18 protein-coding genes and 1 pseudogene are annotated in these 20,396 nt (G+C 66.9%); 1 reads left to right on the forward strand and 18 read right to left on the reverse strand.

What is annotated here, in order from left to right; genetic code table 11:
* Positions 1 to 250, reverse strand: a 250-nt coding sequence (locus tag Q1J79_RS00965) for a hypothetical protein (protein WP_300295371.1), incomplete at its 3' end; no start/stop codon positions are given.
* A gap of 199 nt (positions 251 to 449) precedes the next feature.
* Here Q1J79_RS00965 and Q1J79_RS00970 point away from each other — a divergent pair.
* Entirely contained in the window at positions 450 to 1,190 is a 741-nt protein-coding gene (locus Q1J79_RS00970) for an ABC transporter substrate-binding protein (RefSeq protein WP_300295373.1), read from the forward strand.
* Between the two features lie 73 nt (positions 1,191 to 1,263).
* Here Q1J79_RS00970 and pnp read toward each other — a convergent pair whose 3' ends face one another.
* From pnp to Q1J79_RS01055, 17 genes and pseudogenes are all read right to left on the reverse strand, one after another.
* Positions 1,264 to 3,408, reverse strand: coding sequence for a polyribonucleotide nucleotidyltransferase (gene pnp, locus Q1J79_RS00975; RefSeq protein ID WP_300295375.1), 2,145 nt, complete (start codon positions 3,406 to 3,408; stop codon positions 1,264 to 1,266).
* A 266-nt stretch (positions 3,409 to 3,674) separates the two neighbouring features.
* A complete protein-coding gene (gene rpsO, locus Q1J79_RS00980; RefSeq protein ID WP_300295376.1) occupies positions 3,675 to 3,944 on the reverse strand; it encodes a 30S ribosomal protein S15 in 270 nt (89 codons plus the stop codon).
* A gap of 18 nt (positions 3,945 to 3,962) precedes the next feature.
* Positions 3,963 to 4,868: a tRNA pseudouridine(55) synthase TruB gene (truB, locus tag Q1J79_RS00985; RefSeq protein ID WP_300295378.1), complete on the reverse strand. Its 906-nt coding sequence runs from the start codon at positions 4,866 to 4,868 to the stop codon at positions 3,963 to 3,965.
* On the reverse strand, positions 4,865 to 5,356 hold the full coding sequence (rbfA, locus tag Q1J79_RS00990; protein ID WP_300295380.1) for a 30S ribosome-binding factor RbfA: 492 nt from the start codon (positions 5,354 to 5,356) through the stop codon (positions 4,865 to 4,867). Before rbfA ends, truB begins: the two co-directional genes overlap by 4 nt.
* A 30-nt stretch (positions 5,357 to 5,386) precedes the next feature.
* Entirely contained in the window at positions 5,387 to 8,254 is a 2,868-nt protein-coding gene (infB, locus tag Q1J79_RS00995) for a translation initiation factor IF-2 (RefSeq protein WP_300295382.1), read from the reverse strand.
* A gap of 127 nt (positions 8,255 to 8,381) precedes the next feature.
* Complete coding sequence (locus Q1J79_RS01000; RefSeq protein ID WP_300295384.1) at positions 8,382 to 8,852, reverse strand: DUF448 domain-containing protein; 471 nt, start codon at positions 8,850 to 8,852, stop codon at positions 8,382 to 8,384.
* Positions 8,845 to 10,377, reverse strand: coding sequence for a transcription termination factor NusA (gene nusA, locus Q1J79_RS01005; RefSeq protein ID WP_300295386.1), 1,533 nt, complete (start codon positions 10,375 to 10,377; stop codon positions 8,845 to 8,847). The genes Q1J79_RS01000 and nusA overlap by 8 nt, the downstream gene beginning before the upstream one ends.
* Positions 10,378 to 10,436: 59 nt before the next feature.
* The gene (rimP, locus tag Q1J79_RS01010; RefSeq protein ID WP_300295388.1) at positions 10,437 to 10,958 is read right to left on the reverse strand and encodes a ribosome maturation factor RimP; all 522 of its coding nucleotides are present in this window, start codon (positions 10,956 to 10,958) and stop codon (positions 10,437 to 10,439) included.
* A gap of 247 nt (positions 10,959 to 11,205) precedes the next feature.
* A complete protein-coding gene (locus tag Q1J79_RS01015; protein WP_300295389.1) occupies positions 11,206 to 11,901 on the reverse strand; it encodes a CbtA family protein in 696 nt (231 codons plus the stop codon).
* Positions 11,902 to 11,928: 27 nt separating this feature from the next.
* A complete protein-coding gene (gene trmB, locus Q1J79_RS01020) occupies positions 11,929 to 12,666 on the reverse strand; it encodes a tRNA (guanosine(46)-N7)-methyltransferase TrmB (protein ID WP_300295390.1) in 738 nt (245 codons plus the stop codon).
* 18 nt (positions 12,667 to 12,684) lie between these two features.
* Entirely contained in the window at positions 12,685 to 13,899 is a 1,215-nt protein-coding gene (metK, locus tag Q1J79_RS01025) for a methionine adenosyltransferase (protein ID WP_300295391.1), read from the reverse strand.
* A 146-nt stretch (positions 13,900 to 14,045) separates the two neighbouring features.
* The gene (locus tag Q1J79_RS01030; protein ID WP_300295393.1) at positions 14,046 to 14,492 is read right to left on the reverse strand and encodes a helix-turn-helix domain-containing protein; all 447 of its coding nucleotides are present in this window, start codon (positions 14,490 to 14,492) and stop codon (positions 14,046 to 14,048) included.
* Between the two features lie 95 nt (positions 14,493 to 14,587).
* Positions 14,588 to 16,174, reverse strand: a complete 1,587-nt coding sequence (gene lnt / locus Q1J79_RS01035; protein WP_300295395.1) for an apolipoprotein N-acyltransferase — start codon at positions 16,172 to 16,174, stop codon at positions 14,588 to 14,590.
* Positions 16,175 to 16,319: 145 nt separating this feature from the next.
* Positions 16,320 to 17,198: a hemolysin family protein gene (locus Q1J79_RS01040; RefSeq protein WP_300295397.1), complete on the reverse strand. Its 879-nt coding sequence runs from the start codon at positions 17,196 to 17,198 to the stop codon at positions 16,320 to 16,322.
* 140 nt (positions 17,199 to 17,338) lie between these two features.
* Positions 17,339 to 17,818: pseudogene (ybeY, locus tag Q1J79_RS01045) on the reverse strand (rRNA maturation RNase YbeY); the annotation flags it as partial.
* A 10-nt stretch (positions 17,819 to 17,828) separates the two neighbouring features.
* The gene (locus Q1J79_RS01050) at positions 17,829 to 18,896 is read right to left on the reverse strand and encodes a PhoH family protein (RefSeq protein ID WP_300295399.1); all 1,068 of its coding nucleotides are present in this window, start codon (positions 18,894 to 18,896) and stop codon (positions 17,829 to 17,831) included.
* Between the two features lie 47 nt (positions 18,897 to 18,943).
* The gene (locus tag Q1J79_RS01055) at positions 18,944 to 20,395 is read right to left on the reverse strand and encodes a MiaB/RimO family radical SAM methylthiotransferase (protein WP_300295400.1); all 1,452 of its coding nucleotides are present in this window, start codon (positions 20,393 to 20,395) and stop codon (positions 18,944 to 18,946) included.
* Position 20,396 lies beyond the last annotated feature (1 nt).

Genomic DNA, 20,396 nt, shown 5'->3' on the forward strand with positions numbered 1-20,396 from the left:
CGATCCGTTCCGGCTTGCCGTCCTTGATCGCGGCTTCCCATTCGGCGCTGGTATCACCAAGGGTGTAACGCCCGCGCACGATGGTGGCCCCGGCGGCAACATCCTCGGTTTCGCCCGGCATTTCCGCCGCCTCGTCCGCCTGGCCCTGAGTCTGGGCCTGGGCCTGAGGCAGGCTCAGGCTGATCAGCAGGAGGGCAAGGCCGGCCAGCCGGCGGAAAAATCCGGATCTATCGGCAGGCATCTGCGTCATGGCGAATAGTCTGCCCCTGGAAAACGGCAGGAATCGGGCAACAGGATCATGAACAACCCTTCAAAGCCCCCGATATTTCTGGCGAATCGGGGCAAGGCAATATTACTGCACCGCAATACTTTCCGCCCGGGGTAATCATTTCGTAAGTCGATATGACACGAAAATACCGCTAAATTGCCGTTCAATCGAAGGGGGAATCTTGCGCGGCATTGCGATCATTCTGGCCTCGGTTCTCAGCCTCCCGGCTGGCCAGGCCGCTGCCCAGGCCGGCCTGCAAATCGTGGCGCCGGCGCGCCCGCCCTACATCGTCGACCAGGATGGCATCGCCACCGGTCCGGCCGTGGAACTGACGCAGCAGCTCGCCCGCAGCATCCGCATCGACTCCACCGTGCGCATCCTGCCCTTTCAGCGCGCCGTCATGGCCTTGGACAAGGGCGACACGCTCTATCCGGCATTGCTGCGCACGCCGCAGCGGGAAAAGCGCTATGTGTGGATCGGCGAGGTCTATGTCGACCGCGCGGTTTTCTTCACCCGCAATGACCGCAACACCATCAACAGCATCGATACCGCCCGCGCACTGCCGGTCATCAGCGTCATGCGCGGTTCCGAACTGCAATCCATCCTGCAGTCGCTCGGTCTGGAGCAGCTGGAGGCCAACGCCACCGAAATCGACAATGCCCGCCTGCTGCAGGCCGGCCGCATCGATGGCTGGTTCGCCCTGGAAGCCGTGGGCCGCGCCACTTGGCGCGGCCTGGATTTCAACCCGGTTGAGCTGCGCTCCGGCGAGCCCTTCGCCCTGCTGTCCTTCTGGATTGCCGGATCGGCCAATTTGCCGGCCGACACAGTGGTGAAGCTGCGCGCCGCCTACCGGGCCATGCGGGCCGACGGCCGCTATCAGCGCATCATCGCGCCGCTGGCGGCGCTGAGCGCGCCATCCTGACCATCGCCGCCAGCCCATGAAAAAGGCCGGGATCGCTCCCGGCCTTTCCGTTTACAGCGGTGCTGCGTGAGGTTTAGTCCGCCTGGGCGGCCTCGCCGTCATCGGCCTTCGGCTTGTTCGAGATGTCCTCGCCGGTGGCCTGATCAACCACCTTCATGGACAGGCGAACCTTGCCGCGCTCGTCGATGCCCAGCACCTTGACGCGCACTTCCTGGCCTTCCGACACCACGTCGCTCGGCTTGTTGACGCGCCGCGACGCCATTTCCGAAACATGGACGAGGCCGTCACGGCTGCCGAAGAAGTTGATGAAGGCGCCGAAATCGACGATCTTCACGACCTTGCCCTTGTAGATCATGCCGACCTCGGGTTCCGAGACGATCGACTTGATCCACTGGATCGCGGCATCCGACGCCGCCGGATCCGACGAGGCGATCTTGATCGTGCCATCATCCTCAATGTCGATCTTGGTGCCGGTCTTCTCGACGATCTCGCGGATCACCTTGCCGCCCGAGCCGATCACTTCGCGGATCTTGTCCTTCGGCACGGTGATGGTGGTGATGCGCGGCGCGTTTTCCTTCACGCCGGTGCGGTTCTGCGAAATCGCCTTGGCCATCTCGCCGAGGATATGGATACGGCCGGCCTTGGCCTGATCCAGGGCGACGCGCATGATCTCCTCGGTGATGCCGGCGATCTTGATGTCCATCTGCAGCGAGGTGACACCCTGCTCGGTGCCGGCCACCTTGAAGTCCATGTCGCCGAGATGATCCTCGTCGCCGAGGATGTCGCTCAGCACGGCGTAGCGCTCACCCTCGAGGATGAGGCCCATGGCGATGCCGGCCACCGGCGCCTTCAGCGGCACGCCGGCATCCATCAGCGCCAGCGAGCTGCCGCAGACGGTGGCCATCGAGGAGGAGCCGTTCGACTCGGTGATTTCCGAGACGACGCGGATCGTATAGGGGAACTCTTCCTTCGCCGGCAGCAGCGGGCGCACGGCGCGCCAGGCCAGCTTGCCGTGGCCGATCTCGCGGCGACCGGGCGAGCCCATGCGGCCGGCTTCGCCGACCGAGTAGGGCGGGAAGTTGTAATGCAGCATGAAGGATTCGCGATACTCGCCATCGAGCGCGTCGATGATCTGCTCGTCCGTGCCGGTGCCCAGCGTGGTGACGACCAGCGCCTGGGTCTCGCCGCGGGTGAACAGGGCCGCGCCATGGGCGCGCGGCAGCACGCCGACTTCCGAGACGATCGGACGCACGGTCTTGGTGTCGCGGCCATCGATGCGCAGGCCGGTATCGAGGATGTTGAAGCGCACGACCTTGGCTTCGAGATCCTTGAAGGCATCCGAGACGTCGACCGGATTGGCCTCGCCCTCGGCGAACAGCGTCTTGGCCTTGGCCTTCACTTCGCCAACCTTGGCGTAGCGGGCCTGCTTGACCTTCTCCTGGTAGGCGACGCGCAGCTCGGCTTCGATGCCGGCGGCTTCCAGCTTCTTCAGCGCGGCTTCGTAGCCCGAGCGCTCGGACAGCGGCATCGCGTCCTTGGCGGCGCGCTCGGCCAGGCCGATGATGGCCTCGATGACCGGCTGGAAGCCCTTGTGGCCATGCATCACGGCGCCAAGCATGACGTCTTCCGGCAGCTGCTGGGCTTCCGACTCGACCATCAGCACGGCGTCGGCGGTGCCGGCGACGACGAGGTCGAGCTTGGAATCAGCCATCTGCGACTTGGTCGGGTTCAGCACGTATTCGCCGTTGATATAGGCGACGCGGGCGGCGCCGATCGGGCCCATGAAGGGAATGCCCGAGATGGTGAGCGCGGCCGAGGCACCGACCATGGCGACGATGTCGGGATCGTTCTCCATGTCGTGCGACAGCACGGTGGCGACCACCTGGGTCTCGTTGCGGAAGCCCTCGGCGAACAGCGGGCGGATCGGACGGTCGATCAGGCGGGAGACCAGCGTCTCCTTCTCGCTCGGACGGCCTTCACGCTTGAAGAAGCCGCCGGGAATCTTGCCCGCGGCAAAGGTCTTCTCCTGGTAATTCACGGTGAGCGGGAAAAAATCCACGCCCGGCTTCGGCGACTTCGCGGCCACCGCAGTGCACAGCACGATGGTGTCGCCATAGGTCACCATCACGGCGCCGTCGGCCTGACGGGCGACCTTGCCGGTTTCGATCACGAGCTTGCGCCCGCCCCACATCAATTCGGTTTTGTGGATGTTGAACATATTGACCTTCTTCCTTCTGAAGCGCCGCGGTCCCTGACCGGCGGCGCCCGGCGGGACGGCGCCCATCGCCTCCCACCCGGCCGATACGGCTGATCGTCAGCCGTTCTCGGCGAACCGGCATTGCGGGCCCATCCCGAATGCCGGCCTGCCCGGACTATCCCCGAAACACCAACGCCCGCCCCCGGCTGAAATGCCGAAGGCGGGCGTGGCATGTCGTGTCCGGAATACGGCCGCTCGCGGTTCGTATCGCGCCAGCGGCCATATCGTTACTTGCGCAGACCCAGGCGCTGGATCAGTGCGTCGTAACGCGGCGTATCCGTGCGCTTGAGATAGTCGAGCAGGCTGCGGCGCTTGCTGACCATCATCAGCAGGCCGCGACGCGAATGCACGTCTTTCTTGTGGGTCTTGAAGTGTTCGGTGAGGTTGTTGATCCGCTCGGTGAGCAGAGCCACCTGGACGTCCGGCGAACCGGTGTCGCCCTTCTTGGTGGCGAATTCGGAAACCAGCGCGGTCTTGCGCTCGGCAGTGATGGTCATGCGACTAACTCCGCGACATCATAGGTTGAACAAACGCAGCGGCCTGACCTCGTCGGCGAGACGCTCGGCAATTCCAACGGCCTTGCCGTCGGCTGTCACCAGCATTTCTCCTTCCGGCGGGAGTCCGGGAGCCGCAATCGCGATCCGTATCGACTGGCCGTGCCTGAGGCGGTCGGCCTGGGGGCCGGTTACAACCAGGGCCGGGATGTCGTCCAGCGCGGTTTCAACCGGCAGCAGATACGCGTGCGCGGCGTCCTTTTGGCACAGTTCCTCCAGCGAATCCAGCGAAAAAGCCCGGTCTTCGCCGTAGCGGCCGACCCGGGTGCGGCGCAGGGCGACGACATGGCCGAAACACCCCAGAACCTGACCAAAATCCCGCGCCAGGGCCCGCACATAGGCGCCCTTGCCGCAATCCACCTCGAACACGGCATGATCCGGATCCGGAGTATCGACCAGCCGCAGGGCATCGATCCGGATCGGCCGGGGCGCCAGGTCGGGGGGCTGGCCGGCCCTGGCTAGGTCATAGGCGCGGGCGCCAGCGATCTTGAGCGCCGAATAGGCCGGCGGGCGCTGCATGATTTCGCCGATGAACTGCGGCAGCATGGCCGCGATGGCGGTCCGGTCCGGCCGCACGTCCGAGCGGGCGATCACCTCGCCCTCGGCATCGTCGGTGGCGGTCGCTTCGCCCCAGCGCACGGTGAAACGGTAGGTTTTGCCCGACCCCATGACATAGGCGACCGTCTTGGTCGCCTCGCCCAGCGCGATCGGCAGGATGCCGGTGGCCAGCGGATCGAGAGTGCCGCCATGGCCGGCCTTGGCCGCCTGGGTCAGGCGGCGCACCTTCGCCAGGCACTGGGTCGAGGTCAGGCCAAGCGGCTTGTCGACGATCACCCAGCCATGGACCGGGCGGCCCTTCCGTTTCATTCCTCGGTCCCGTCGTCGGCCGGCTTCTTCAGGTCGGCCTGCACGGCGGGATGCAGCAGCGCGCGTTCGACGCGGGCGGCCTCGTCGAAGCTCTCGTCCAGTTTGAAGGAGAAACTCGGCGCCAGTCGCAGGTTGATGCGGTGGGCCGCTTCGGTGCGGATATAGGCCTGGGCGCGGTTCAGCGCCGCGATGGTCTTCGTCGCGTCCTCGCCACCCCCCTTACCTCCACCGAGCGGCATGACGAAGGCGGTGGCATTGCGCAGGTCTGGGCTGACCCGCACCTCGGTGACGGTGACCGATACGCCATCGACCAGATCGGGGTCGCGGAAATGGCCGCGCAGCAGGATGTCGCTCAGGATATGGCGCAGCTCCTCGCCGACCCTGAGCTGCCGCTGGCTGCGGCCGCCCGGCAGGTCGGCCAGAGAGTTGCCGGCCTGGGAACGACTGCCGCGTGCACCGCTACGGGCGCCCTTGCCGCGCTGCGCCATGATCCATCACTCCGTCGGACTGTGGCGCGCTTAAAGCTCGCGCGCCACGCTCTCGAGTTCGAAACACTCGATGACGTCGCCCTGCTTGATGTCGTCGTAATTCTCGAACGACATACCGCAATCCATGCCCTGCTTGACCTCGCGGACATCGTCCTTGAAGCGCTTGAGGGTCGAAAGCTGGCCTTCGTGGATCACCACGTTGTCGCGCAGCAGGCGGACCTTGGCGCCGCGCTTGACCAGCCCCTCGGTGACCATGCAGCCGGCGACCTTGCCGACCTTGGTGATGTTGAACACCTCGCGGATCTCGGCATAGCCGAGGAAACGCTCGCGGATCGACGGCGCCAGCATGCCCGACAGCAGGGCCTTCAGGTCATCCAGCACGTTGTAGATGATCGAGTAATAGCGGATGTCGACGCCATCGCGCTCGGCCATCTCGCGCGCCTGTTTGGAGGCGCGCACATTGAAGGCGATGATGGCGCCCTTCGAGGCCGCCGCCAGGGCGATATCCGATTCATTGATGCCGCCGACGGCGCCATGCAGGATGCGCACCGCAACTTCATCGGTGGCCAGCTTGTTGATCGAGCCCATGATCGCTTCGAGCGAGCCCTGCACGTCGGTCTTGATGACGATCGGCAGTTCCTTGGCTTCGCCAGCCTGGATCTTGGAGAACATCTGCTCCAGCGTGCCGCGCGCGGAGATGGCGGATTTGGCCTCGCGCTGCTTGCGCTCGCGGAATTCCGCGACCTCGCGGGCCCGCGCCTCGTTGTCGACGACGACAAACTCGTCGCCGGCTTCCGGATTGCCCTGCAGGCCGAGCACCTCGACTGGAACGGCCGGGCCGGCTGAAACCACGTTCTTGCCGTGATCGTCGATCAGGGCGCGCACGCGGCCCCATGACGGGCCGGCCACGAACACGTCGCCGACATGCAGGGTGCCGCGCTGGACCAGCACGGTGGCCACCGAGCCACGGCCGCGCTCCAGCTTGGCTTCGATCACCACGCCTTCGGCGCGGCGATCCGGATTGGCCTTGAGGTCGAGGATTTCCGACTGCAGCAGGACGGCTTCCTCGAGCTGGTCGAGACCCTTTTTGGTCTTGGCCGAAACCTCGATCGACTGCACGTCGCCGCCCATCTGCTCAACGACAATCTCGTGCTGCAGCAGTTCCTGCCGCACTTTCTGCGGATTGGCCTGCGGCTTGTCGCATTTGTTGATCGCCACCACGATCGGCACGCCGGCCGCCTTGGCGTGATGGATCGCCTCGATGGTCTGCGGCATCACGCTGTCGTCGGCCGCCACCACCAGCACGACGATGTCGGTGGCCTTAGCGCCGCGGGCGCGCATCTGGGTGAAGGCTTCATGGCCCGGCGTGTCGAGGAAGGTGATCGCCTTGCCCGACTTCAGGTGCACCTGGTAGGCGCCGATATGCTGGGTGATGCCGCCGGCTTCGCCACTGACCACGTCGGTCTGGCGCAGGGCATCGAGCAGCGAGGTCTTGCCGTGATCGACATGGCCCATGACGGTGACAACCGGCGGACGCGGCATCAGGGCCGCCTCCTCGTCCTTCTCGCCGCCCAGGCCCAGCTCGATGTCGGATTCCGCGACACGCTGCACGCGATGGCCGAATTCGCCAACGATCAGCTCGGCGGTATCGGCATCGATGGTTTGGTTGATCGTCGCCATCACGCCCATCTTCATCAGGGCCTTGATGACGTCGACGCCGCGCTCGGCCATGCGGTTGGCCAGCTCCTGCACGGTGATGGTCTCGGGAATGACAACGTCGCGCAAGATTTTCTGCTGCTCCGCGGCGCCCTGATGATGGGCCCGCTTTTCGCGCTCGATGCGGCGGCGGAAGGATGCCACCGAACGGACGCGCTCGTTTTCGTCCAGCGCCTTGGTCACGCTGAGCTTGCCGGCGCGGCGCTGGGCGCCGTCGCGGCCGCGGCCCGGCGTCGGCTTGGCCGGCGCGACCTTGGCGCCGGCGCCACGGCGCTTGGCGCCAGCCTCGTCATCCTCATCCGCCACGACACGGGCGCCAACCGGCGCAGCGCCGGGGGCGGCCTCGGTGCCGGTGGTTTCCGGCGCATTCAGGCGGCGGGCCGCCTCGGCCTCGGCCTTCTTGCGGGCATCGTCTTCCGCCTTCTTGCGGGCATCCTCGTCGGCCTGGCGACGCAGGGCGGCCTCGCGCTCGGCGTGGACGCGGGAAAGCTCCTCCTGGCGGCGACGCATGTCCTCTTCGGCCACGCGGCGCATCTCGCTGAAGCGGCTGCGCAGATCGGCATCGCGGGTCCGCGCCTGCTTCTCTTCCTCCGACATCGGCTTGAGCACGACGCCGGTCGGGCGCTGGGCGCGCTGGGCGCCGCCGCGCTCGGTCCGTTCGGTCCGTTCGCGGCCCGGACGCACGTCACCGGTTGGCTGCGCCGTCATGCGCGGGCCGCTGCGGGGGGTTTCCACCACGCGGGCGGTCGGCGCGGCGGCGGCCGGACGCGGGGCCGGTTCGGCAGCGGGCTGGGGCTCGACCGGCTTGGCAGCCGGAGCCTTGGCGGCCTCGGCCGCACGGGCGGCAGCGGCCTCCTCGGCGGCCTTCGCGGCCTTCGCGGCATCGTATTCGGCAATCTTTTCGGCGTGCGACGGCACCGTCACGCTGGGCGTGGCAGCCGGCTTCGGCGCAGCGGCGGCAGGCGTCGGCGCGGCGGCCGGCGTCGGGGCGGCTTCGGCTTTGCCGGCAGCAGCACCCGGCGGCACGATGGTGCGTTTCTTGCGCACCTCGACCGTCACCGCCTTGGTCCTGCCATGGCTGAAGCTCTGGCGTACCTGGCCGGTCTCGACGGTTTTCTTCAGCTCCAGCCGCTTGGGCCGCGCCGCCGCCTTGTCCTTGTCCTGCTCGTTCACGTCGCTCATACAGTCCGCTTCCGCCTACCGCTCAAAACTCATCCGCATCGGTCCGATGCACACATTCCGTACCAGACCCGGCACCATCTATGGCGCGCCCCGGGTCATGGCACCCCCCACCCGGCCCGTCAACCGCCTAAATCCCGGCGCCGACAAGCCTGGCAAGCAATGCCAGATCGGCCGCCAGGCGGCCGGTGAACGGCGTGGGCCTGAGCCCCAGCCGCCCGAAACCGAGCGCCGCCGCGTCGACGACCAGCATGGCGCCGGTCTCCGCTGCGGCCGCATCGGCCATCACCAACCCGGCACGCCGGGCCTTTGCGACCTGGGCCGCGACATGCGCCGTCCAGGCCGCGACGCTGCGGGCCGCCAGATCCTCTGGCACCTGCAGCTTGCGTTTCGCGCCACGGGCGAACGCGCCCCTGGCTTTTGCCGCCGCCACCGCGCCCGGCGCCGGCGCCAGCCACAAACCGCGGCCAGGCAACCGATGCGCCGGATCCGGCACCACTGCGCCCGTCGCATCGACGGCAAAGCGCAGCAGGCAATCCGGTGTCGCGCGCAGGCCGCTGAGCAGACAGCGGCGTTGCGGCGCGGCGTTGCCGTCAGGCATCCGCCTGGCCGGCACCTTCCTCTTCGCCCTCGAACCAGTGCTGACGCGCCGCCATGATGATGGCGTTCGCATCCTCGTTCGACAGGCCCTCGCCAACGATTTCCTGCAACTCGTCGCCGGCCAGGTCACCGAGATCATCCAGCGTCTTGACGCCCTTCTCGCCGAGCGCGACCAGCATCGCGGGCGTCAGCCCCTCGATCGCGGCCACCTCGTCGGTGACGCCCTGCGCCTTGCGCTTTTCCTCGAATTCGGAATTGCGCTTGTCGATATATTCCAGCGCGCGCTCATGCAGCTCGTTGGCGATGTCGCCATCAAAGCCTTCGATCTCGGCCAGTTCCTCGACCGGCAGATAGGCCAGTTCCTCGACCTTGGTGAAGCCTTCGGTGACCAGCAGCTGGGCCAGGGTCTCGTCGACATCCAGCGCGTCGATGAAAAGCTGGCTGCGCTCGCGGAATTCCTTCTGGCGGCGCTCGCTCTCTTCTTCCTCGGTCAGGATGTCGATGTCGTAGCCGGTCAGCTGCGAGGCCAGGCGAACATTCTGGCCGCGGCGGCCGATGGCCAGCGACAGCTGGTCGGTCGGCACCACGACCTCAACCGAATTGGCTTCCTCGTCCAGCACCACCTTGGCCACTTCGGCCGGCGCCAGCGCATTGACGATGAAGGTGGCCGGATCGGGCGACCATTTGATGATGTCGATCTTCTCGCCCTGCAATTCGTTCACCACGGCCTGCACGCGGCTGCCGCGCATGCCGACGCAGGCGCCGACCGGATCGATCGAATTGTCGTTGGACAGCACGGCGATCTTGGCGCGGCTGCCCGGGTCGCGCGCCACGGCGCGGATCTCGATGATGCCGTCATAGACTTCCGGCACTTCCTGGGCAAACAGCTTGGCCATGAACTGCGGATGCGAGCGCGACAGGAAAATCTGCGGCCCGCGCGGCTCGCGGCGCACGTCGTAGATATAGGCGCGCGCCCGATCACCCTGGCGGAAGGTTTCGCGCGGCAGCAATTCGTCGCGGCGCACGATCGCCTCGGCGCGGCCGAGATCGATGGTGACATTGCCGTATTCCACGCGCTTGACCAGGCCGTTGACGATCTCGCCGATGCGGTCCTTGTATTCGTTATACTGCCGCTCGCGCTCGGCCTCGCGCACCTTCTGCACGATCACCTGCTTGGCGGTCTGCGCGGCGATGCGGCCGAAATCGATCGGCGGCAGCGGCTCGGCGATCACGTCGCCGACCTGGGCATCCGGATTGCGGCGCTGCGCCTCGATCACGCCGATCTCGACGGCGTCGTTCTCGATCTTGTCGACCACCTGCAGATGCCGCTCCAGCCGGATCTCACCAGTCTTGCGGTCGATCTCGGCATGGATGTCGTTCTCCAGGCCGTAGCGCGAGCGCGCCGCCTTCTGGATCGCGTCTTCCATCGCCATCAGCACGACATCGCGCTCGATGGCCTTCTCGCGGGCCACGGCATCGGCCACCTGCAGCAGCTCGAGCCGGTTGAAACTGGTCACCGTTTCCATCGTTCCTGTTCCTCGAACTCGTTACCCGTACAAATCCCTGTTGAAACCCCGGCGCGGCGTTACTGAGCCGCGGTCGGCCGCCCCGCCAGCGCGGCAGCGATCAGGTCGTCGGTGACGACCAGCTTGGCAGTGGCGATCTCGGCAACCGGCAGCGGCGTTTCCGCGCCCGATTCCTCGTCCGCCAGCAGCACGGCATCGCCCCGCAACCCCTTGAGGCGGCCGCGGAACCGTTTGCGGCCATCAAGCGGCCGGGCCAATTCGATCTTGGCCTCAAAACTCTTGAACCGCTCGAAATCCGCCGGCTTCACCAGCGGCCGATCCAGCCCCGGCGACGAGACTTCCAGCCGGTAGGCGCCGCTGATCGGGTCTTCCACATCAAGCAGCGCGCTCACCGCGCGGCTGACATCGGCGCAATCATCGACGGTCACGCCGCCGTCATGCGGGGCGCCGCCGGTCTCGCGCTCGAACATGATCTGCAGCACCGGGCGCTGCGCACCGATCAGCTTGACGCGCACCAGCTGGAAGCCCATGGCCTCCAGGGTGGGTGCAATCATATCCGCAATTCGGGCGGCCGCATCCATGCGTGCGCTGTCGTCCTCAAATTCAGGTCTGAAACCCGCCGGCCCGGTTCTGCCGGCGGGTCGCCAAACCCATACGGCACAAACAAAAAATGGGCCGACCGGCCCATATCCAATTCCCCGATCCGACCATGGACCAGGCCAGCAATGTCGGAGGCTGTTATAGCGGCAAATTCCGTCAATGCAAGGCTTTTCAGCCCCTGGTTCAGCCCCTGGTTCAGCCCCGGTTGAGCCCCGGCTCAACCCTGGCTCAACCCTGGCGCAGGACCACCCGACGGGTCGCCAGCACGGAGAAAAACCCGAGCAGCAGCCAGAATACCAGATCAAGCCCCAGGCCCATTTCCATCCCCAGGGCGGTGTCGGTGGCGGCGGGCTCGAAACTCAGGCCGGCATTCAGCCCGGCCAGCGGGTCGCCGGCTTCCACCGGCAGGGCCGTCCATTCCGGCAGGGTGGAGACCACCAGCAGGGGGAGCAGGAGCAGCCCGATGCCCAGCACGAGGGCCGAGCGACCCAGGGACCGCAGCCCCCCGCCGGCCAGCCTCCCGCCGGCCAGACTTCCGCCAGGCGACTGGCCCGGCCGCAGCAGGAACAGCCCCCCGCCGGCGCAGGCCACGGTAAACAGCCAGACCAGCAGCCCGATGGCGTCGCGCGGCACGACGCCCGGCACTTCGAGTGGCAGGATCATCCAGGGTATCAGCACGACCGCCAGGAAACCGCCCAGGCCCCAGGCCAGGCCACCGCGATAGCCGGGCGCGCCCAGGCGATGGAAGATCAGCTGCAGCACCAGCCCGCCACCGAGGCCAACCAGCACATGCTGCAGCAGAAAGGCCTCGCGGCCGACAATATCCGAATTGTCCGGCGGCGCGACCACCGCCTTGACAATCATCAGGACCAGCGTGGCGAGGATGCTTGCCATCGCCGCCGCAGCACCCAGCCGGAACGGCATCCGCCCTCCCCCGCAAGGATCGTCCGGTCAGAGCCGGCGCAGGCGATAGTAATGCGGAGTCCGTCCGGCGGCGATGGCTTTCTGTTCGTATTTGCTGGCTGGCCAATCCTCGGGTCGTTGCAGCCAGTCGGCACTGCATGCGGCCAGCCATTCGAAACGCGGCTCGGCCAGGATATGGCGCAGCATCCAGCGCTGGTAATCCGGCACGTCGGTGGCCACGCGCAACTCGCCCCCTGAAGGGATCAGCCGCGCCCAGTCGGCCAGCGTGTCGGCATTCACGATGCGGCGCCACTGGTGCCGCTTCTTCGGCCAGGGATCGGGAAACAGCGTGAAGCCGCGCTGCACGCTACGATCAGGCAGCGCCTTCAGCAGCAGCCGCGCATCGTCGGTGAGGATACGGATGTTATCCCTATGATCGCCGCGCTCATGGCGTTCGGCGATGCGCATCACCAGCTTGGCGACGCCATGCTCATAAGGCTCGATGCCGATGAAGCCGATCTCGGGATGGCGCTCGGACAGTTCAAACAGATGCCCGCCATCGCCGAAACCGATCTCGACCCAGTAGGCCTGCTTGGGACTTGTAAACAGCGTGGCCGGATCGAGCGTCACGCCCGGCGCAGGCAGCGTGAACGACACGCGCGGCAGCCAGTCACCAAAGCGGCTTTCGCGGGTGGGAGAAAGCTTGCGGCCGCGCCGGCGCCCGTAGATCAGGCGTCGTCCAGATACTCCTGGGGGCGCGGCCGCATCATGAGACTCGTCAGACACGAAACCTCTTGAACGTCCTTAGCGGACGTTGAAGGCCGATTTCAGGTCCTTGACCAGATCGGTCTTCTCCCACGAGAAGCCGCCATCCTTGTCCGGCTTGCGGCCAAAATGGCCGTAGGCGGCAGTGCGGGCATAGATCGGCCGGTTGAGCTTGAGATGCTCGCGGATGCCGCGGGGCGACAGGCTCATCAGCTCCTGCAGCACCTTGGCGATCTTGTTCTCGTCCGCCTTGCCGGTGCCGAAGGTGTCGACATAGACCGACAGCGGATGCGCCACGCCGATGGCATAAGACAGCTGGATCAGGCAGCGGCCGGCCAGGCCGGCAGCGACCACGTTCTTGGCCAGGTAGCGCGCGGCATAGGCGGCCGAGCGATCGACCTTGGTCGGATCCTTGCCCGAGAAAGCGCCGCCGCCATGGGGCGCCGCGCCGCCGTAGGTGTCGACGATGATCTTGCGGCCGGTCAGGCCGGCATCGCCGTCCGGACCGCCGATAACGAAGCGGCCGGTCGGATTGACGTAGAAATGCTCGTCATCGCACATCCAGCCCTTCGGCAGGGCCTTCAGCACATAGGGACGCACGATGCGCTTGATGTCGCCGCTCTCCAGCTCGCGGCCCTTCTTGTCCTTGGCGGCATGCTGGGTCGAGACGACGATGGCGGTGGCGCCGGTCGGCTTGCCATTCTTGTAGAGCAGGGTGACCTGGCTCTTGGCGTCGGGGCCGAGCAGCGGCTCCTTGCCGCTGTGGCGCGCATCGGCCATCAACTTGAGGATATTGTGCGACAGCTGGATCGGCGCCGGCATCAGCTCCGGCGTCTCGTTGCAGGCATAACCGAACATGATGCCCTGGTCGCCGGCGCCCTCGTCCTTGTTGCCAGCGGCATCAACGCCGACCGCGATATCGGCCGACTGGCCGTGCAGCAGCACCTCGACCTTGGCGGTCTTCCAGTGGAAGCCCTTCTGCTCGTAGCCGATCTTCTTCACGGTGGCGCGCGCCACCTCTTCGATCTTCTTCTTGTTCACCGCGCCCGACTTCGACACCAGGCTCTTCGGGCCGCGCACTTCGCCGGCCAGCACGATGCGGTTGGTGGTGGTCAGCGTCTCGCAGGCCACGCGGGCATAGGGATCTTCCGTCAGGAAGAGATCGAGCACGGCATCCGAGATCTGGTCGCAGACCTTGTCGGGATGGCCCTCGGAAACCGATTCACTGGTGAACAGATAAGAAGAACGCGCCACGTTTTATCTCCTCAAGCGGCCGCGCCAACCGGCCCGAAGCTGTTTCGCCCCGCACCAGCGCTTGGCGCACGCCGGAATTGGGAAAACGCGAAAGTCCGGTTATTTCGCAGAGGTTACGGCGGGGGTCAAGCGGAATGCCGCCCGGATCAGGCCGAATGCAGTGACCGGATCGGGGCCGGGGCGGCCTCTTCCATCATTGTCGGCCCGCTCATGGCCCGCACCAGGTCGATGATGCGCCGCCGCATGCCAGGCTGGCGCAACTGGTGGAAAGCACGCAGCAATTCGACATCCTCGCGACTGAACGAGGGCAACTGGCCATCTGCAACCACCACCGGTTCAAGCAGCCGGCCATTGCGCGATTCGACGGGCTGGCCCTCCAGGCCTTCGAAGAAATAGGCCGGCGGCACGTCCAGGATCGTGGCGAACTGGAACAGCCGGCTGGCGCCGATGCGGTTGGCGCCCTTTTCGTATTTCTGGATCTGCTGGAAAGTCAGGCCGACCAGTTGGCCGAGCCGATCCTGGCTCATGCCAACCATGGCACGGCGCAGTTTCAGGCGATTCCCGACATGCACATCAACCGAATTCTTCGGCACTGGACGGTCCTTTATTCTGGTGCGGCCAAGCCGGCCGTCGATGCGATACCGCTTCTGCGGTCACCGGCTGAATAAAGCGACCTCCGTCGACGGGGTCAATGATTAATCCGCGCACGGCGAAGCACCGCGCCCAACAAAAGCAGCAGCGCGGCAAGAAGCAGCGCCGGCCAGTCGCCAAACCGGCCATAGACGGTGGGCTTCCCCAACGGCATCGGCAGGGGGCCATCCACCACGCCAACCGCATCCAGCCCCAGGCTGGCGATCATGCGGCCATAGGGGTCGACGATGGCGCTGATGCCGTTATTGGCGGCGCGCACCAGCGGCAGGCCCTGCTCGACGGCGCGGAAGCGGGAAGCGGCGAGATGCTGGTAGGGGCCGGAGGAGCGGCCGAACCAGGCATCGTTGGTCAGGTTGAGCAGCCAGCGGACGGAAGCGCCGTCCGCCGCCACCTCGGCGGGAAAGATCGCCTCGTAGCAGACCAGGGCGCGGGCCGCCGGCAGGCCGGGAACAGCCAGCGGCGCCGCGGCGGCGCCGAAGGAGAAATCGACGCTGCCGACAGCCAGCGCGTCGAGGCCGAGCGGCCGCAGCAGGCCGCGGAAGGGCAGGTATTCACCAAACGGCACCAGATGGATCTTGTCATACTGCGCCGGCAACGTGCCGTCTGAAGCCAGCACGAAGATGCTGTTGTAGAGCACCAGGTTGCGCGACGCGCCGGGGCCACTGCTGAATTCCCGTCTGGGCGCGCCGGTGATCAGCGCGCCGCCGGCCGGCGCCAGTCGCGCCAGCGCCTCGCGCAGGGCGGTTTCCTCATCCAGCAGATAGGGGATCGCGGTTTCCGGCCAGATGATATGCGTCGGCGCAATGGCCGCAGGCTGCAGGCTGAGCGCGACATGGGCCTGCAGGTGCTTCTGCCGCAGGTCGTCGCGCCATTTCAGGGTCTGCGCCACGCTGGGCTGCACCAGGCGCAGCTGGATGCCGGGCATGGTCTCGAACGGAGCCTGCCAGACCCGCAGCGCGCCGGCACCAAGCAGGAGCGCAAAGCCGAGCGGCAGGGCCAGCCCCGCGAGGCGCTGCCGCCGCGACGCCGCCGGCATGGCCGCCAGCGCCAGGCCGCTGCAGGCCAGCATGGTGGCAAAGCCCAGGCCATGGGCGCCGATCCAGGCCGCAGCCTGCATGGTGGCCGGCCAGCCGCCCCAGACATAACCGACCAGGTTCCACGGAAAGCCGGTCAGCACAAAAGAGCGCAGCCATTCGCCCAGCAGCCAGCCACATGGCAGCAGCAGGTGGCGCCAGGCCATGCTGCGCCCGCCGGCAAGCCGGCCGAGCCAGGCGCCGCCGGCGGGGAACAGCGCCAGCAGCAGGGGCAGGCCAAGCACCGGCAGCGGCAGCAGGATCGCGAAGCGTTCGGCATCGACGAAAAAGGCGATGCCGATCCAGTACAGACCCGCGACAAAATAGCCGTAGGCAAAGACATACAGCGTGAAGAAGGCCTGGCGCCGACCGCTTTTGGGACCGCCTTCCACCAGCAGCTGCGCGGCGACCAGCGCGGCCAGGCCGAGCGGGCACAGATAAAGCGGCGCCTGGGCCGCGGCAAGCAGCGCGCCAAGGCCGGCGGCGGCGGCATAACGGCGCCAGCCGCCCAGGCCCTGCCAGCGGGCGATGATTTTACCGAGTTCGGTCATTGTCCGGCAGTAATGGGATTCCGGCTCGCGCGATGCAAAACAGCATTGCTTGGCCGGAATGGCGATTTCAATATCTCCGTCACCCCGGGCTCGCCCCGGGGTCCCATTTCACCAACCCCGGGATGGCAATCGAGGATGCGCATCCTTACGCGGCGTCGGCGCTGGATTGCCGCGACAGCGGGCGGATGCGCACGCGCTTGACCCGGCGCGGGTCGGCATCCAGCACGTCGATCGTCAGGCCGGCGGGATGGTCGAGCTGTTCGCCGCGCAGGGGCACGCGACCGAGATGCGAGACGATCAGGCCGCCAACGGTATCGACATCCTCGTCCTTGTCCGGATCGAGCAGCTGGCGGCCGAGCTTCTTCTCCAGATCCTCGATCGGGCAGCGGCCATGGGCCTCCAGCACGCCATCGGCGCGCTGGATCAGCAGGCCGCCGGCCGCCTCGTCATGCTCGTCGTCGATTTCGCCGACGATCTGCTCGACCAGGTCCTCGATGGTGACCAGGCCATCCACGCCGCCATATTCATCGACGATGATCGCCATGTGGATGCGGGTGTCGCGCATCTCGCGCAGCAGCTCGAGCACGGATTTCGACGGCGGCACCACCAGCAGCTTGCGCACCACTTTTTCCAGCGCGAAGCCGCTGCGGCCGGCCAGATAGGGCAGCACGTCCTTGACATGCACCATGCCGATCACGTCATCCAGCGTCTCGCGATAGACCGGCAGGCGCGAATGCTCGGCATCCACCAGGGTCTTCACCAGCTTCTCGAAATCGATATCGGCCGCCACGGCGATGATGTCGGTGCGCGGCACGCGGATTTCGCCGACCCGCATCTCGCCGACTTCCAGAACGTTACGCAGCAGGGCGCGCTCGGCGGTCTCCTCCGGCGTGGTGGTATCGTCGGCATGCTCTTCGAGCAGTTCCTCGATGCTGTCGCGCAGGCTTTCCTCGCCGCGACCGCGCAGCAGCGTCAGCAGGCGCTGCCACAGGGTGTTGCTGCCGTTTTCACGCGCCTCGCTCATGCTGCCTTCTTCTTCCGCGCGGGGGCTTTCCGGGCCCGGGCCGGCGCGGCCTTCAGCTTAATCGCTTTTTTCGTCACTGCTTTTTTCTTCGCGGTTTTTTTCGCAGCCGCCGTCTTAAGGGCCGGCTTGCGGGGCGCCTGGTAGGGGTCGGCGATGTTCAGGCCGGCGAGGATTTCCACCTCGCGCGGCTCCATCGCGGCGGCCTCGTCATCATCCATGTGGTCATAGCCGAGCAGATGCAGTACGCCATGCACGGTGAGATGGGCGACATGGTCGGCCAGCGCCTTGCCCTGCTCCTTCGCCTCGCGGCGGCAGGTGGCCAGACCCAGCGCGATGTCGCCCAGATAGGCGGGCGGGCGGGCGGGATTGATCGCGGCATCGGCCGGAAAGGACAGCACGTTGGTCGGCTTGTCCTTGGCGCGCCAGCCGGCATTCAGCTTGCGCATCTCGGCATCGTCGGTGAGCAGGATGCTCAGGCCCGTTTTTGCCTTCGCCGGCAATTCGGCCTGCAGGGTGGCGCGCACGGCGCGGCGGATCTGCGCCGCGGGACCCGGCAGGGCCGCGCGCCAGCCGGCGGCGGCGATGCGGATATCGATCTCGGTACTGGAACCGTCGGGCATGGCGGTGCGCTCAGCGCCGCGGCCGGCCGGCGGCGTCCGGCCGGCTCAGGTCAAGCTCCTGCTCGTGCTGGGCATAGGCCCGCACGATCTTGGTGACCAGCGGATGGCGAACCACGTCGGCCTCGCCGAAGCGCACGAAGGAGATGCCGGCAACGCCGTCCAGAATGTCGATCGCATGGCGCAGGCCCGAGGGCACGCCGATCGGCAGGTCGATCTGCGACAAATCGCCCGTCACCGCCAGGCGGGAATTCTCGCCAAGCCGCGTGAGCAGCATCTTCATCTGTACCGGCGAGGTGTTCTGCGCCTCGTCGAGGATGACATAGGCATTGGCCAGCGTGCGGCCGCGCATGAAGGCGAGCGGCGCCACTTCGATCTCGCCGCTCTCCAGGCCCTTGGCGACGCGTTCGGCCGGCAGCATGTCGTAAAGCGCGTCGTAGAGCGGACGCAGATAGGGGTCGATCTTCTCGCGCATGTCGCCGGGCAGGAAGCCGAGCCGTTCGCCGGCTTCGACGGCGGGACGCGAGAGGATGATGCGGTCGACGCGGCCCTCCAGCAGCATGGAAACCGCCATGGCCACCGCCAGATAGGTCTTGCCGGTGCCGGCCGGGCCGAGACCGAAGACCAGCTCGTGTTTCTGCAGCGCGTCGAAATAGGTCTTCTGCGTCACCGAGCGCGGCAGGATGATGCGCTTCTTGGTGCGGACCGCACCCTCGGGCACCTTCTCGCCCTCGCGCAGCATATCACCGGCCTTGTCCCGTAATCTCGCCGTCACTGGAGCGTTCATCTGACCTCCCTGTATCATGCGAATGGCGCCATCGACATCGCCCATTTCAATCATCCGGCCAGCTTCCAGCCGGCCGTAAAGATCACTCAGCACCTGGCTCGCCTGCGCCTGGCCTTCGGCCGGGCCGCTGATCATCAGCCGGTTGCCGCGCGGCGTCACCGCCACGCCAAGGCGCTCCTCGATCCGCGCCAGATGCCGGTCATGCTCGCCGAACAGCAGCGCCAGCAGGCGGTTATCGGCAAATTCGACAATGGTCGGTTGGCCCGGCGTTTCCGGGCCGCGCGTCTCGCTCACAGGCTTGAGCCTTTCGGTTACCAGAAGATCCTTGTGCCGCGCCCGCGTCACGCCGCCTCGCGGCTGGCGCCGGCGAGCTCGCCGAACAGCGAATTGGCATGGCCGTCGGTGACCGTCACGGTGACGAAGTCGCCGATCTTCAATGTCGGATCGTTCAGCACGACCGACTGCATCCAGGGTGAGCGGCCGAGCAGCTGGCCGGCCTGGCGCCCGGGCCGTTCGACCAGCACATCCATGCTGCGGCCGACGCAGGCGCGGTTGAAGGCCGCCGACTGCTCCTGCAGCAGGGCCTGCAGGGCATGCAGGCGCTCGGTGCTGACGGCGTCGGAGACCTGCTGCGGCATCAGGCTGCCCGGCGTGCCGGGGCGCGGACTGTATTTGAAGGAATAGGCCTGGGCGAAACCGACCGCGCGCACCAGCCGCAGCGTGGCCTCGAAATCGCGGTCGCTCTCGCCGGGAAAGCCGGTGATGAAATCGGAGGTCAGCGCGATATCGGGCCGGGCGGCGCGCAGCTTCTCGACAATGCGCAGGTAATCCTCGGCGCGGTGGCCGCGATTCATCGCTTTCAGCACCGCGTCCGAACCCGACTGGATCGGCAGATGCAGAAACGGCATCAGGCCGGAGACATCGCGGTGCGCGGCGATCAGCTCGTCATCCATCTCGCGCGGATGCGAGGTGGTGTAGCGCCAGCGCAGCTTCGGGTGCCGGTGCGCGAAGCGGTCGTTCAGCTCGCGCAGCAGGCGGCCAAGCGACCAGGTGACGCCATCCGGGCCTTCGCCATGCCAGGCATTGACGTTCTGGCCGAGCAGGACAAGCTCAACCGCGCCGGCATCGATCAGCCGGCCGGCTTCGGCGATCACGGCCTCGGCCGGGCGCGAATATTCGGCGCCCCGGGTATAGGGCACCACGCAGAAGGTGCAGAACTTGTCGCAGCCTTCCTGGATGGCCAGGAAGCCGACCGGGCCGGGCGGCGTGACCACCTGTTCGGGCAGATGGTCGAATTTCGATTCGACCGGGAATTCGGTATCCAGCACGCCCATGCCGATGACCGGCTGGCCCTTGGCCTGAGCCCCGGCGGCCTGAGCCCCGGCGGCCTGGGTCCCGGCGCGCTGGCGCTCGGCCGCCCTTTGCCTTTCCATCCGGGCCAGCAGCTCGGGCAGGCGGTGATAGGCCTGCGAGCCGACCACCAGGTCGACGAAGGGGGCGCGGGCATGGATTTCCTCGCCCTCGGCCTGGGCGACGCAGCCGGCCACGGCAATGGTGACGTCATTGCCGCGCGCCTGCGCCTCGGTCTTGCGGATGCGCCAGTGGCCCAGCTCGGAGAATACCTTCTCGGCGGCCTTCTCGCGGATATGGCAGGTATTGATGATCACCATGTCGGCGTCATCGGGCGTCTCGGTCTTGGCGTATCCCAGCGGGGCCAGCACGTCCGCCATGCGGGCGGAGTCGTAGACGTTCATCTGGCAGCCGTAGGTCTTGATGAACAGCTTCTTGGCCAAG

Origin of the sequence: Ferrovibrio sp. (genome assembly GCF_029255545.1) — a bacterium.
Lineage (GTDB): Bacteria > Pseudomonadota > Alphaproteobacteria > Ferrovibrionales > Ferrovibrionaceae > Ferrovibrio.

What these genes read in the sequence shown, in the direction of transcription:
- pnp (WP_300295375.1), bottom strand. Translation starts at nt 3,408, where the DNA reads ATGTTCAACATCCACAAAACCGAATTGATGTGGGGCGGGCGCAAGCTC.
- rpsO (WP_300295376.1), bottom strand. Translation starts at nt 3,944, where the DNA reads ATGACCATCACTGCCGAGCGCAAGACCGCGCTGGTTTCCGAATTCGCC.
- truB (WP_300295378.1), bottom strand. Translation starts at nt 4,868, where the DNA reads ATGAAACGGAAGGGCCGCCCGGTCCATGGCTGGGTGATCGTCGACAAG.
- rbfA (WP_300295380.1), bottom strand. Translation starts at nt 5,356, where the DNA reads ATGGCGCAGCGCGGCAAGGGCGCCCGTAGCGGTGCACGCGGCAGTCGT.
- infB (WP_300295382.1), bottom strand. Translation starts at nt 8,254, where the DNA reads ATGAGCGACGTGAACGAGCAGGACAAGGACAAGGCGGCGGCGCGGCCC.
- Q1J79_RS01000 (WP_300295384.1), bottom strand. Translation starts at nt 8,852, where the DNA reads ATGCCTGACGGCAACGCCGCGCCGCAACGCCGCTGTCTGCTCAGCGGC.
- nusA (WP_300295386.1), bottom strand. Translation starts at nt 10,377, where the DNA reads ATGGAAACGGTGACCAGTTTCAACCGGCTCGAGCTGCTGCAGGTGGCC.
- rimP (WP_300295388.1), bottom strand. Translation starts at nt 10,958, where the DNA reads ATGGATGCGGCCGCCCGAATTGCGGATATGATTGCACCCACCCTGGAG.
- Q1J79_RS01015 (WP_300295389.1), bottom strand. Translation starts at nt 11,901, where the DNA reads ATGCCGTTCCGGCTGGGTGCTGCGGCGGCGATGGCAAGCATCCTCGCC.
- lnt (WP_300295395.1), bottom strand. Translation starts at nt 16,174, where the DNA reads ATGACCGAACTCGGTAAAATCATCGCCCGCTGGCAGGGCCTGGGCGGC.
- Q1J79_RS01040 (WP_300295397.1), bottom strand. Translation starts at nt 17,198, where the DNA reads ATGAGCGAGGCGCGTGAAAACGGCAGCAACACCCTGTGGCAGCGCCTG.